This window comes from Labrys sp. WJW, from assembly GCF_001676615.1.
GTDB classification, from domain to species: domain Bacteria; phylum Pseudomonadota; class Alphaproteobacteria; order Rhizobiales; family Labraceae; genus Labrys; species Labrys sedimenti.
Window position 1 is genome coordinate 72,023 of the sequence record NZ_LYXZ01000002.1, and the last position, 12,448, is coordinate 84,470.

Annotated in this window: 11 protein-coding genes; 9 read left to right on the top strand and 2 right to left on the bottom strand. The window is 63.8% G+C overall.

The genetic code is table 11. From position 1 onward, the window contains the following. Positions 1 to 166 precede the first annotated feature (166 nt). The 3 genes from BA190_RS02500 (at position 167) to BA190_RS02510 (ending at position 3,010) form a co-directional block, all read left to right on the top strand. A complete protein-coding gene (locus tag BA190_RS02500) occupies positions 167 to 349 on the top strand; it encodes a CsbD family protein (RefSeq protein ID WP_068282065.1) in 183 nt (60 codons plus the stop codon). Between the two features lie 154 nt (positions 350 to 503). Continuing rightward, positions 504 to 2,033 carry a helix-turn-helix transcriptional regulator gene (locus BA190_RS02505; RefSeq protein WP_068282327.1) on the top strand — a complete coding sequence of 510 codons (1,530 nt, stop codon included), beginning with the start codon at positions 504 to 506 and terminating at the stop codon, positions 2,031 to 2,033. 146 nt (positions 2,034 to 2,179) lie between these two features. Then, positions 2,180 to 3,010 carry a transglutaminase family protein gene (locus BA190_RS02510; protein ID WP_068282066.1) on the top strand — a complete coding sequence of 277 codons (831 nt, stop codon included), beginning with the start codon at positions 2,180 to 2,182 and terminating at the stop codon, positions 3,008 to 3,010. A 45-nt stretch (positions 3,011 to 3,055) separates the two neighbouring features. Here the strand turns inward: BA190_RS02510 and BA190_RS02515 are convergent, their stop codons facing one another. Both BA190_RS02515 and BA190_RS02520 read right to left on the bottom strand, forming a co-directional pair. After that, the gene (locus BA190_RS02515; protein ID WP_068282067.1) at positions 3,056 to 4,090 is read right to left on the bottom strand and encodes a DUF4424 family protein; all 1,035 of its coding nucleotides are present in this window, start codon (positions 4,088 to 4,090) and stop codon (positions 3,056 to 3,058) included. A gap of 130 nt (positions 4,091 to 4,220) precedes the next feature. Beyond that, positions 4,221 to 4,730 (bottom strand): hypothetical protein, encoded by a 510-nt coding sequence (locus BA190_RS02520; RefSeq protein ID WP_068282068.1) that lies wholly within the window; start codon positions 4,728 to 4,730, stop codon positions 4,221 to 4,223. 274 nt (positions 4,731 to 5,004) lie between these two features. Between BA190_RS02520 and rsmH the strand changes: the two genes are divergently transcribed. From rsmH to murD, 6 genes are all read left to right on the top strand, one after another. After that, positions 5,005 to 6,042 carry a 16S rRNA (cytosine(1402)-N(4))-methyltransferase RsmH gene (gene rsmH, locus BA190_RS02525; protein ID WP_068282070.1) on the top strand — a complete coding sequence of 346 codons (1,038 nt, stop codon included), beginning with the start codon at positions 5,005 to 5,007 and terminating at the stop codon, positions 6,040 to 6,042. Continuing rightward, positions 6,039 to 6,395 carry a hypothetical protein gene (locus tag BA190_RS02530; protein ID WP_068282075.1) on the top strand — a complete coding sequence of 119 codons (357 nt, stop codon included), beginning with the start codon at positions 6,039 to 6,041 and terminating at the stop codon, positions 6,393 to 6,395. Before rsmH ends, BA190_RS02530 begins: the two co-directional genes overlap by 4 nt. Positions 6,396 to 6,406: 11 nt before the next feature. Beyond that, positions 6,407 to 8,212: a penicillin-binding protein 2 gene (locus tag BA190_RS02535; protein WP_068282077.1), complete on the top strand. Its 1,806-nt coding sequence runs from the start codon at positions 6,407 to 6,409 to the stop codon at positions 8,210 to 8,212. Positions 8,213 to 8,364: 152 nt separating this feature from the next. Further along, the gene (locus BA190_RS02540; RefSeq protein WP_068282079.1) at positions 8,365 to 9,816 is read left to right on the top strand and encodes a UDP-N-acetylmuramoyl-L-alanyl-D-glutamate--2,6-diaminopimelate ligase; all 1,452 of its coding nucleotides are present in this window, start codon (positions 8,365 to 8,367) and stop codon (positions 9,814 to 9,816) included. A gap of 85 nt (positions 9,817 to 9,901) precedes the next feature. Then, positions 9,902 to 11,023 (top strand): phospho-N-acetylmuramoyl-pentapeptide-transferase, encoded by a 1,122-nt coding sequence (gene mraY, locus BA190_RS02545; RefSeq protein ID WP_068282081.1) that lies wholly within the window; start codon positions 9,902 to 9,904, stop codon positions 11,021 to 11,023. A gap of 14 nt (positions 11,024 to 11,037) precedes the next feature. Then, positions 11,038 to 12,444: a UDP-N-acetylmuramoyl-L-alanine--D-glutamate ligase gene (murD, locus tag BA190_RS02550; protein ID WP_068282083.1), complete on the top strand. Its 1,407-nt coding sequence runs from the start codon at positions 11,038 to 11,040 to the stop codon at positions 12,442 to 12,444. The last annotated feature ends 4 nt before the right edge of the window (positions 12,445 to 12,448 follow it).

Consider the following 12,448-nt stretch of genomic DNA (forward strand, 5'->3'; position numbering starts at 1 on the left):
CCGAAGCTTTCGCCCGGCCCTATCGATAATTGGCCTTGCCGCTCCTGATACAGATGGATCAGGCCGCTTGATGCCATGGCGTCTTTCGCGATTGCGCGTGACATGCGGCAATCGGAAAGGTAGCCGGACGCAGGCGCGCCGGCCGTGGCAATTCAGGAGGACGGACATGGACAAGGATCGCGTCGAAGGCGCTGCAAAGCAGGTCAAGGGCACCATCAAGGAGGCTGTCGGCAAGGTGACGGGCGATACCAAGACCCAGGCCGAGGGCAAGGCCGAAAAGCTGGCGGGCAAGGTCCAGAATGCGGTCGGCGGCGCCAAGGATGCGGCGCGCGATGCGCTGAAGAAATGAGGAGAGCGGGGAGCGCGGCAACGCGCTCCCCTGCAGCAGTCATTTGGGCGCCTGGCAGCAGGCGCCGTTCCTTTCGCCCCATACCGTTCCGGACTATGGTTCCGTCTGCAAGAAAAGACGTGCCGCGGCTCTCGCCGGCAAGTGGGAACAGGTCATGGCGAACGAGGTTCCGGATGTGAGCATCCTGCGGCGACAGGTGGACCGGCGGCAGCTCCAGGAGATCATTGCGGGGTTGGCCGAAGGCATCTTGCTGATCGATCCTGCCGGGGGGATCGTCTGGGCCAATGAGAGGGCCCTCGACCTGCACGATGCGGGAGAACTGGCCGCACTGGGCAGGACGCCGGCTGAATATCGGCAGACCTATCTGCTGAAATATCGCAACAACCATACGCTGGCTCCCGAACAATACCCGCTGGATCGCCTCCTGGCGGGAGAGGTGTTCGAGGATGTGGTCGTGGAAGTCGTCAAGGCGGCGCCGCCCAAAGGGAAAGAAGGATGGCGCAGCATCCATCAGCTCAGGGGACTGGCTCTTGCCGACGCCGCCGGCGATCCTGAATCCTATGTGCTGGTCATCCAGGATTTGACGGAGCGTTTTACGGCGGAAGAACGCTTCGAGCGCACCTTCGCGGCTAACCCTGCGCCAGCGATCATCTGCCGGCTGGCCGATCTGCGTTATGTGAAGGTCAATCATGGCTTCCTGGAAATGACCGGCTACAAGCGCGAGGAGGTCCTCGGCCGCTCCACCTATGAAATCGACGTGCTGGAGAATGCCGCCGGTCGGGACAGTGCCATCGCCGCTCTGCGCGAGGGGCGCACGATTCCGCAGACCGAGGCCAGCCTGCGCATGGCCGACGGTGATCCGAAGCTGGTCATCGTTGCCGGGCAGCCAATCGAGGTAGGCGAGGAGCCTTGCATGCTCTTCACCTTCATGGACATGGAGCCGCGCAGGCGGGCAGAACTGGCCCTGCGGCAGAGCGAGGAGCGCTTCGCCCGGGCCTTTCGCATGACCCCCGTGCCGACCATCGTGATGGCCCGCAAGGATTTCCGTGTGCTGGACGTCAACGAGGCCTTTGCCGTGGTGCTGGGCTATGCGCCTGATGAGGTGATCGACAAGCCCATCGCCCTGGTGCCGATCTGGTCTTCGAGCGCATCGCGGCGGCAGCTCGAACGGGACCTCGAAAGCGATGGAACCCTGCGCAACAGGGAATTCGAGCTGCGCAGCCGGCACGGCGAAAGCCTGGATTGCCTGGTCTCGGCCGAGACCGTCGGCATCCAGGGCCAGGATTGCGTGCTGATCGTCCTGCAGGACATCACCGAACGCAAGCGATCGGAAGTCGAACTGATGTCCGCCATCGAAGCCGTGATGCAGGACACCTCCTGGTTCAGCCGAACTGTGATCGAGAAGCTGGCCAATCTGCGGGACGGGGGGACGTCGAACGGGGCTTCCACGGAACTCGCCGACCTGACTCCGCGGGAATTGGAAGTGCTCGGCCTGCTTTGCCAGGGGCTGAGCGATGCCCAGATCGTCAAGGCCTTGAAGCTGACCCGCAATACGGTGCGCAACCACGTGGCCCGCATCTATGGCAAGGCTGGCGTGCACAGCCGGGCCGCCGCGGTGGTGTGGGCGCGGGAGCGCGGGTTCACCGGCGCTTCGCAAAAGGCTGCACCGCGCCGCTCGAGCTGAAATGCCTGATGCATCCATACTAGCAACACTGATGTAGCGGCTTCTATTGCTGCCTGGTCCCCGGCGCTAGCCTGCAACCCTCGGCGTGCCACCGCCTCTCCAACGGGACGAGGATGCAGGCCTGCGCCGCTCATGGGAAAGCCAAGATGCATATCCGCTACGGTTTCGATATCGAGATGCAGTTCTCGCAACCGACCACGCTGATCACCGTCCTCGATGTTCATCCATCGCGGCGCGGTGACATCGTGCGCGAGCAGGACCTCTCCGCCTTGTCGAACCATCCGACCCAGGCCCATATCGACAGCTTCGGCAATCTGTGCCGGCGCATCCATGTCGAGGATGGTTTCCTGCATCTGCACTGCGATGGCATCATCCGCGACAGCGGCGAGCCCGACAAGGCGGTGCAGAGGGCGAGGATCCTGCCCATCATGGCCCTGCCGAAGGAAACGCTGATCTATCTGCAGGGCAGCCGCTATTGCGAAACCGATCTTCTGGCCGATTTCGCCTGGAAGCAATTTGGAGAGATAACCGATGGCTGGCAGCGGGTTCAGGCGGTCACCGACTTCGTCCATTCGCATCTGAGCTTTGGCTACGAGCATGCCAGCGCGACGCGCTCGGCTTTGCAGGCCTTCGAGCAGAAGGTCGGCGTATGCCGCGACTTTGCCCATCTGGCGGTTGCGCTGTGCCGCTGCCTCAACATTCCGGCGCGCTACTGCAACGGCTATCTCGGCGATATCGGCGTGCCTGCCGATCCCGCCGCCATGGATTTCAGTGCCTGGTTCCAGGCCTATCTCGGCGGGGAGTGGTACAGCTTCGATCCGCGCCACAACCAGCGCCGGATCGGCCGGGTCCTGATCGGTTGCGGCCGCGATGCCGCCGATATCCCGATGATCAGTTCCTTCGGCCGCCACAGCCTGAGCAAGTTCGAGATTGTGACGGAACTGGTCGCGGAAGAGCAGGAGGCCGCGAGCGCGTAACGGCTTCGCCGCTATCTCGGCTAAAAAGCCTGATCGGCAAGGGAGTTATGGTACGACGTTCTTGTCGAGAATCAGGATGTCGAGACTGCGGTCCGGCGCATAATTGTTGCGCTTGAGCTCGTAGCGGGTGCTGCTGACCTTCTTGGCGCCGTCTGCACAAAAGGAGACGAGATTGTCGGGAAAGGCCTTGTCGATCACCAGGCCGAACCGGCCGGCCGGGTTGGCCCAACGCCCGCCGCCGACAAAGGCGTAGCCGAAATAGGTCTGGCGGGTCTTAGGGGGCTTCGAGGCTTCACCCGGCTGCGGTTTGGTTGCCGTGAGGCGCTTGGTCAAGGCGTCGGCTGCGCGCAAAAAGCCCTCATTGACGCAATATTTCTTCTGATATTGCGTCAAGGACTCGCCGGTCAGGTTGGCGCGGTCGAAATAGAGGCCGGCCGCCGAGCCGACGCTCGGCGTGTAGCTGTATTGCAGGACGATTTCCTTGCCGGCTGGCAAGGCCTGCTGGCGGACGATCCGGGACCGCAGGGTCCAGAGCGGAACCCAGTTTTCGCCCGCCTGCTCGATGTAGCCCGGCGTGCTCAGCTTGGTGCGGTCCTCGCTGCTCAGGCGCTTGAGGGCGTCGGCCGTAGAGGCGCCGGCGGGCAGCAACGGTATGTTGAGGCCCTTGAGCAAATCGGTGATTTCGCTCTCCTTGCCGCCGTCCGGCGTGAAGAAGGCATGCTGTTCCACACTCGTCTCGACCGGCTTGCCGGCGGCCCTGGCCTGGACATTGAGGAAATTCGGCGAGGCCGGATTGGGAATGGCCAGATCGAGATCGGCTTCGCCGGTTACCTCGGGCAGGGGGAAGGCGACCGTCAACGTCAGGTCCTGGCTCGCCTTGTTGAGGAAGCGATAGGCGGCGCGGACCTGCCTGGCCGAAAGGAAGATATCCTCCGCCTTCAATTCGAGCTGGTCGGCCGGCTCGATGATCAGCCCGCCGGCATCGAGATTGGCAAGACTTTCCTCGGCCAAGGCGCCCGTCACGGACAGGGCAAGGGTCAAGGCTGCAGCGCAATACAGCGCTTTGGCGGGTCGGGGCATCGGTTGCGAATCTCCACACCGTCGAAACGGTTCGGCGCCGATAGTGCCCGCCTTTGCGGCAGTGCGAAAGAGGGGGGATTGGTTGGAGCGCACGCAAAAAGTACCAACGATACGGTCACTGGTTTGCCGCCTATGGGACGTTCCTCGAAAATGTGACCAAGAGTTGGTGGGGGTCGTTCATGAAGTTGATCAGCCCGCTAGGCTGGACCCAAGTCGCGCTCGTCCAACGATCTACGTTAACAACACGCGATGCGTTAATCGGACCGAACAGCGTGCCGGCTGCTGAGAGGTAGTTGGGCCCGAAGCGTCTTGATAGCTCGAGTTGGAAGGCCGGGACACAATCATCCTCCGCAGATTTCAAGCGCGAGAACCCCGCTTGCTGCAGTCGCCCTTCTCCCCCGAAGGTCAGATGGAAAGTTACGTCGCAGCCGGCGAATTGAGCCTTTGCCTGGCCGAAACCGACGACCATTGCGCGCTTGCCGGGATCATAGTGCGAGACTCCGTCCACCATGGCCGGGTAAGCGGCTCGCGCTTCGGCCTTGGTCATGCCCCAGCGCAGCATGGGATACTCCGCGATGTCCTGTGCGTATGCGGCCTGGGCGAATAATGTAAGCCAAAACAGGATGAATAGAACGCGCATGTTTGCCTCACAGCCCCAATGATCAACCTACTCGATGGAGGCTGTTTCCGCGAGATCTGGCAAGGGTGGTTTCGGCACGACATGGGTCACCGGCCATGTCGTCCAATTCATCGCGATCTGCGATCGCATCATGCTGATGACGTAACGGAATTTTCAAGGGATCGACCAGGCTCCACGAACCCTTCATTAACCTTTCATGGGCGTTAATGGGATTGGAGAAATCTGCCCGATTTGCGGGCTGGTTCCGCCTGCAATTCCTGCCTTTGAGAGTTCGATGTCCGCTTCCTCCGCAACCGCCAACGAGGCTGCCCGGCATGTGCCGGTGATGCTCGCCGAGGTGCTGAAGGCGCTCGAGCCCAAGGCAAACGGGCGTTTCATCGACGGCACGTTCGGGGCCGGCGGGTATACGCGCGCCATTCTGGCGGCTGCAACCGGCGTGAAGGTGCTCGCCATCGATCGCGACCGCAATGCCATCACCGACGGCATGGCCCTGGTGTCCGAAATGCAGGGACGCCTCACTTTGGTCGAGGATCGCTTCTCCCATCTCGACAAGCTCGCTCCCATGCTAGGCGAAGGCGGCGTCGACGGCGTGGTCCTGGATATCGGGGTGTCCTCGATGCAGCTCGACGAGGCCGAGCGCGGCTTTTCCTTTCGCAGGGACGGGCCTCTCGACATGCGCATGTCGCGCGAGGGCTCGCATACCGGGCCGAGTGCCGCCGATCTCGTTGCGGAATTGCCGGAGGAGATACTGGCCCGCATCTTCCAGGTGCTGGGTGAGGAACGCCGGGCCCATGCACTGGCTCGCGCCATCGTCACGGATCGGCAGAAGGAGCCGTTCCTGACCACCATGCAGCTGGCGGATCTGTGCGGTCGGGTGATCCGTTCCAGGCCCGGCGACATCCATCCGGCGACGCGTGCCTTCCAAGCCCTGCGCATCGCCGTCAATGGCGAGCTCGACGAGCTCGGCCAGGCTTTGCTGGCCGCCGAGAGGGCGCTCAAGCCCGGCGGACGGCTGGTGGTGGTGACCTTCCATTCGCTCGAGGATCGCATCGTCAAGACCTTCTTCGCCGACCGCACCCGCAGCCAGGCCGGCGGTTCGCGCCATCAGCCGATGGCCGCCGTTCCGCCGCCGACCTTCGTTCAGACCCATCGGGGAGCGCTGGCGGCGAGTGAGGCGGAAGCCGAACTCAATCCCCGCGCCCGTTCCGCCAAGCTGCGCTTCGCCATTCGCAGCGAGGCCCCCGCTCGCGACACCGGCACCAGTTTCCTCGGATTGCCTGAGGTAAGTCTTCAATCCGGGAGAGGCCGTTGACCCGTATTCTCAATCTCATCCTGGTCGGTCTGCTGGTGGCGTCTGCCATCGGTGTCTATTCGATCAAATATGAATCGACCTTGCAGGCCGAGAAGGTGGCCAAGCTCCGCCGCGCCATCGAGACCGAACGCCGGGCCATCGAATCGCTCAAGGCCGAATGGGCCTATATGAGCCAGCCCGATCGTATCGGCGCATTGGCAAAGCGCCATCTCGACCTCGTGCCGATGAAGGTCGTCCAGTCCGTCGATGTCGCCGACCTGCCCGAAAAGGCGCGTGAAGGCGACCTGATTGCCGAAAAACTCGAAGGACTCGGCCTGGCCGGGGCGCCGCAAGTGACAGGATCGACCCCATGAGTGAGGGGAACATGAGCGACGGGACCATCGTGGACAAGCTGGCAAGCACGCCGGCGCCGGAAGCCGGCGCAAACCCGGATGCCGCCAGCCCCGCCAAGGCGCCGCCCCGGCGCCTGTCCAAGCTCGAGAAGAGCGCCGGACGCATCGTGCTGATCGTGGTGGGGTTCGTCTGCATCTACATGGCGATCATGGCGCGGCTGACCCAGTTCGGCACAGCCCCCGACCAGCAATATGATGCCCGCCGCTCGGCGGCCGACCAACTGGCGGCGGCCCGGCCCGATATCCTCGACCGCAACGGCCGGATCCTGGCGACCGACGTGCAGGTACCCTCGCTCTATGCCGAGCCGAAGAAGATCATCGATGTCGACGAGGCGACCGAACTGCTCACCGCCCAGATGCCGGAGCTCGATGCTCGCGAGCTCAGGGCCAAGCTTGCCTCGGGCAAGGGCTTCATCTGGCTCAAGCGCGAGATCACACCTGAGCAACGCAACCGTATCTATGCGCTCGGCCTGCCCGGCATCGGCTTCATTAACGAGAACAAGCGCATCTATCCCAACGGCCCCACGGTGAGCCATGTGCTCGGGGCCGTGAACATCGACAACCAAGGCATTGCGGGCCTGGAGAAATATATCGACAACAAGCGCGGCCTCTCCGAACTGCAGGCGCTCGGCTATGCCTCGACCTCGGACGCGATGAAGCCGGTGCAGACCTCGATCGATCTGCGCGCCCAGGCGGTGATGCGTGACGAACTCATCGCCGGCATGGAGCATTTCAAGGCCAAGGCCGCGGGCGGCGTCATCATGGACGTGACCACAGGCGAGATGATCTCGCTGGTGTCATTGCCCGATTTCGATCCGAACAACCCGGCCGATGCCCTCGATCCCAACCGGATCAACCGCATCAATGTCGGCACCTATGAAATGGGCTCGACCTTCAAGGCGCTGACGCTGGCCATGGCGATCGAATCGGGCCGGTTCACCACCAACTCCATGCTGGATGCCCGGGCCGGCAGCGTCACCATCGGGCGCTGGACCATTCGCGACTATCATCCGCAGCGCCGCATGCTGAGCCTGCCGGAAGTGTTCACCTATTCGTCCAATATCGGCGTCATCCGTATGGCGCTGGGCCTCGGCGTGCCTGCCCATCAGGCCTTCCTGCGCCAGATGGGCCAACTCGACCGTCTGGTGACGGAGCTGCCCGAAAACGCCGCGCCGATCCTGCCGCGGCGCTGGGGTACGTTGAACTCCGCCACCATCGCCTTCGGCCAGGGCATCACCGTTGCACCCCTGCAGGCGATCATGGCAGTCGGCGCGATGATGAATGGCGGTCATCTGATGAAGCCGACCTTCATCAAGCGCAACGAGGACGAAGCCCTGGCCCTGTCCAAGACAGTCCTCAAGCCGCATACCTCGGACGTGATGCGCTACATCATGCGTCTCAATGCCACCAATGGCTCGGCCAAGAAGGTCGATATCTTCGGCTATCAGGTCGGCGGCAAGACCGGCACGGCCGAGAAGCTGATCGGCGGGCGCTACAACAAGAACCTGAACTTCACCACCTTCATGGCGGTGTTTCCCTTCGACAAGCCGAAATATCTGATCACCGTTCTCTATGACGAGCCCAAGGGCCTGCCCGAGACCTACGGCTACTCGACGGCCGCCTGGAATGCCGGCGTCACCACCGGCAAGATCCTGGAGCGTGTCGGTCCGCTGCTCGGCGTCAAACCCCGCTTCATGGAGGTTCCCAATCCGGTTCCGCCGCTCTATGCGCCCAAGGATCAGCTGAACCAGAGCATGGCCTGGCTCGCAGCTCGATAGGCCATTCGATGGGCGGGTCGCCAGACCCGCCCATCGCAGTTCGGTCAATGCATGGCCGGGATGCATCGATCGGCCATTGAAACTGCATTGCCAATCCTCATAGGCACTCTAATAAAGCCGCCGATTCCGAATCGCCGAAAACCAGGACATTCATGACCAAACGCCTCGCCGACATCGTTTCCGAAGGCTCCCTTGCCGCCGATGCCCGCTCGCTCGAGGTCACGGGCGTCACTGCCGATTCCCGCGCGGTGAAGCCCGGCTTCGTCTTCGTCGCCATTCCCGGTACCAAGAGCGACGGCGCCGCCTATGTCCCGCAGGCCCTGGCCGCCGGTGCGGTGGCGATCGTCTCCGAAGCTCCGCTCAACCTGCCTGCGCCTGCTGTCCAGATCGTGGTCGGCAATGCCCGCAAGGCGCTGAGCGAGATCGCGGCCGCCTTCTATGATCGTCAGCCGGCAACCATCATTGCCGTCACCGGTACCAGCGGCAAGACGTCGGTCGCCGCCTTCGTGCGACAGATCTGGGCCAGGCTCGGTCATCAATCGGCGTCGATCGGTACCGTCGGTGTGGTTGCGCCCTGGGGCGAGACCTATGGTTCCCTCACCACGCCGGATCCGGTCGAGCTTCACCGTCTGATCGACGAACTCGCGGGCAGGGGCATCACCCATCTCGCCATGGAGGCCTCCTCGCACGGCCTCGACCAGTTCCGGCTCGATGGCGTGCGCCTTGTCGCCGGCGGTTTCACCAATCTGTCGCGCGATCATCTCGATTATCACGCCAGTTTCGAGGCCTATCTCGAGGCCAAGCTGCGCCTGTTCCGAGATCTCCTTCCCGCCGGTACCGGCGCGGTGGTGGCGGCCGACCATGCCGAGGCCGGCGCCGTGCTGGCCGCCGCACGCCAGAAGGGCCTGCGCATCCTCAGCGTCGGTGAGACAGGCGAGGGCATTCGCCTGAAATCGGTCGAGATCGAGGGCTTCATCCAGCATCTCGAACTCGACTATCAGGGCCGGGCCTATCGGGTCAGGCTGCCGCTCGCCGGACGCTTCCAGGTGGAGAATGCCCTGGTCGCCGCGGGCCTTTGCCTCTCGACCGGCGGTGAGCCGGATGCGGTGTTCGCTGCCCTCGAGCACCTCGAGGGCGCCAGGGGCCGCCTCGACCTTGTCGGTACCGTCGAGGGAGCTCCGGTGCTCGTCGACTACGCCCACAAGCCCGATGCGCTCGAAAAGGCGCTGGAGGCCCTGCGCCCCTTCGCGCAGGGCAGGCTGGTGGTGATCTTCGGCTGTGGCGGCGACCGCGATGCCGGCAAGCGCCCGATCATGGGTGAGATCGCCACAAGGCTGGCCGACAAGGTCATCGTCACCGACGACAATCCCCGCAGCGAGGATCCTGCCACGATCCGTGCTGCCATCATGGCGGCGGCGCCCGGTGCGGTCGAGATCGGCGACCGGCGCCAGGCGATCGAGACGGCTGTCGCGGAGCTGGCCCAAGGGGATGTGCTGCTGATCGCTGGCAAGGGGCACGAGCCGGGCCAGATCGTCGGCAAGACGGTATTGCCTTTCTCCGATCACGATGTCGCCCGCGAGGCGATCGCAGCGAGGGCGGGGTGATGGGGTGCGGTTCTTCGAGGACGATGCCGCTCGCTTCCGGCCATCCTGCCAAATCGCAAAAACGCTTTAGGTTGAAAGGATTTCCATGTTCTATCTGCTGAGTCGCTTCAGCGAACATTTCGAGCTCCTCAACCTGTTCCGCTACATCACCTTCCGGACCGGCGGGGCGATCTTCACGGCGCTGTTGTTCGTGTTTTTCTTCGGGCCGTGGACGATCTCCTGGCTGCGGGTGAAGCAGGGCAAGGGGCAACCGATCCGCGACGACGGTCCGCAATCCCATCTGTCCAAGCGTGGCACGCCGACCATGGGCGGGCTGATGATCCTGTCGGGGCTGGGCGTGTCGACGCTGCTGTGGGGGAATCTGGCCAATGTCTATGTCTGGGCCGTGTTGCTGGTGACGCTCGGCTTCGGCGCCATCGGCTTCTACGACGACTATCTCAAGGTGACCAAACAGAGCCATAAGGGCTTTTCCGGGCGGGCGCGGCTGGGTCTGGAATTCCTGATCGCCGGCGTCGCCGTGATCCTGATGGCACAGGCGGGTGGAGCGCGCTTCCTCGGTTTCCTTTGGGGGGCTGGGCCTTCGATCCCGCAGGCAACCGCGTTGGCCTTTCCGTTCTTCAAGGAACTCTTGATCAACCTCTCTTATTTCTTCGTGGTCTTCGGCGCCTTCATCATCGTGGGCTTCGGCAATGCCGTGAACCTGACGGATGGGCTGGACGGGCTGGCCATCGTGCCGGTGATGGTGGCCGCCGGTACCTTCGGCGTCATCGCCTATCTCGTCGGCAACGCCAATTTCGCCAACTACCTGCAGCTCCATTTCGTGCCTGGTACCGGCGAGCTTGCGGTGATCTGCGGCGCGATGATCGGGGCAGGGCTCGGCTTCCTCTGGTTCAATGCGCCGCCGGCCCAGATCTTCATGGGCGATACCGGTTCGCTCGCCCTCGGCGGCATGTTGGGTTCGATCGCCGTGGCCACCAAGCATGAGATCGTGCTGCTCGTCGTCGGCGGCCTGTTCGTGGCCGAGACCCTGTCGGTGATCATCCAGGTGCTGTCGTTCCGCTATACTGGCAAACGCGTGTTCAAGATGGCACCGATCCATCACCATTTCGAACAGTTGGGCTGGAAGGAGCCGCAGGTGGTGATCCGCTTCTGGATCATCGCGGTGGTCCTGGCCCTGCTCGGGCTTGCCACGCTCAAGCTCAGATAGGACTAGAGATCGTCATGATCCCGATCACTTCCTTCGGCGACCGCGTTGTTGCCGTGTTTGGCCTCGGCGGTTCGGGCCTCGTGACGGCTGAGGCTCTCGCCGCCGGCGGCGCTAGGCCCATCGTCTGGGATGATGGCGAAGCCGGCCGCAAGGCGGCTGCCGACAAGGGGCTCGACGTCCGCGACCTCCATGAGATCGACTGGACGGACGTTGCGGCGCTGGTCCTGTCGCCCGGCGTGCCGCTGACCCATCCAGAGCCGCATTGGTCCGTCAAGCTTGCCGCTGTGCATGGCGTGGAGGTGATCGGCGATATCGAGCTCTTCGTGCGCGAGCGCCGGCTGCGGGCGCCAGGCTCGCCCTTCATCGCCATTACCGGCACCAACGGCAAATCGACGACCACGGCGCTGATCGCCCACCTCTTCGCGGTAGCCGGCCGCGATGTGCAGCTCGGCGGCAATATAGGCACGGCGATCCTGTCGCTGGAGCCGCCATCGCCTGACAAGGTGCAAGGAATCGAAAGAGTTTATGTGATCGAGTGCTCTTCCTACCAGATCGATCTGGCGCCAAGCATCGATCCCTCCGTTGCCATCCTGCTCAACGTCACCGAGGATCATCTCGACCGCCACGGCACGCTGGAACACTATGCGGCTGTGAAGGCACGCCTGGTGGAAGGCGCCCGCACGCCGGTCGTCGGCGTCGACGATGCCTGGTGCGCCGCCATCGCCGATGCGATCGAAGCCAAGGGGGGGCGTCCCGTCCGCATCTCGGTGGAGAGCCAATTGAGCGACGGCGTCTATGCCGTTGGCGACCGGTTGTTTTCGGCGCAAGCGGGCAGGGCAGTCGAGGTCGCCAGCCTGGCCGGTATCGGCTCCCTGCGCGGCGCCCACAATGCCCAGAATGCCTGTGCGGCGCTGGCGGCCGCCCGGGCGGGCGGGCTGACACTGGCCGAGATCCAGGCCGGCATGCGCAGCTTTCCCGGCCTTGCCCATCGCATGGAGCAGGTCGGGCGGCTCGGCCCCGTGCTGTTCGTCAACGATTCCAAGGCCACCAATGCCGATGCCACGGCCAAGGCCCTGTCGTCCTTTCCGACCCTCTTCTGGATTGCCGGCGGCAAGCCCAAGACCGGTGGTATCGAGTCCCTGGCCGAGTATTTCCCCAAGATCCGCAAGGCCTATCTGATCGGCGAGGCGACGGAGGAATTCGCGGCGACGCTGGAGGGGCGCGTACCCTATGTGCGGGCCGAGACGATCGAGAGGGCGGTGCCCCTGGCCTCTGCTGATGCAGCGGCGTCCGGCCTCGACGAGGCCGTGGTGCTGCTCTCGCCGGCCTGTGCCTCCTTCGACCAGTTCCGCAATTTCGAGGAACGGGGCAAGGCCTTCTCCCGGGCCGTGCAGGCCCTGCTGGGTGTCGGCAAGGCCTGACGGC

Coding starts and splice junctions, on each gene's coding strand:
- BA190_RS02500 (WP_068282065.1), top strand. CDS start 167: ATGGACAAGGATCGCGTCGAAGGCGCTGCAAAGCAGGTCAAGGGCACC.
- BA190_RS02505 (WP_068282327.1), top strand. CDS start 504: ATGGCGAACGAGGTTCCGGATGTGAGCATCCTGCGGCGACAGGTGGAC.
- BA190_RS02510 (WP_068282066.1), top strand. CDS start 2,180: ATGCATATCCGCTACGGTTTCGATATCGAGATGCAGTTCTCGCAACCG.
- BA190_RS02515 (WP_068282067.1), bottom strand. CDS start 4,090: ATGCCCCGACCCGCCAAAGCGCTGTATTGCGCTGCAGCCTTGACCCTT.
- BA190_RS02520 (WP_068282068.1), bottom strand. CDS start 4,730: ATGCGCGTTCTATTCATCCTGTTTTGGCTTACATTATTCGCCCAGGCC.
- rsmH (WP_068282070.1), top strand. CDS start 5,005: ATGTCCGCTTCCTCCGCAACCGCCAACGAGGCTGCCCGGCATGTGCCG.
- BA190_RS02535 (WP_068282077.1), top strand. CDS start 6,407: ATGAGCGACGGGACCATCGTGGACAAGCTGGCAAGCACGCCGGCGCCG.
- BA190_RS02540 (WP_068282079.1), top strand. CDS start 8,365: ATGACCAAACGCCTCGCCGACATCGTTTCCGAAGGCTCCCTTGCCGCC.
- mraY (WP_068282081.1), top strand. CDS start 9,902: ATGTTCTATCTGCTGAGTCGCTTCAGCGAACATTTCGAGCTCCTCAAC.
- murD (WP_068282083.1), top strand. CDS start 11,038: ATGATCCCGATCACTTCCTTCGGCGACCGCGTTGTTGCCGTGTTTGGC.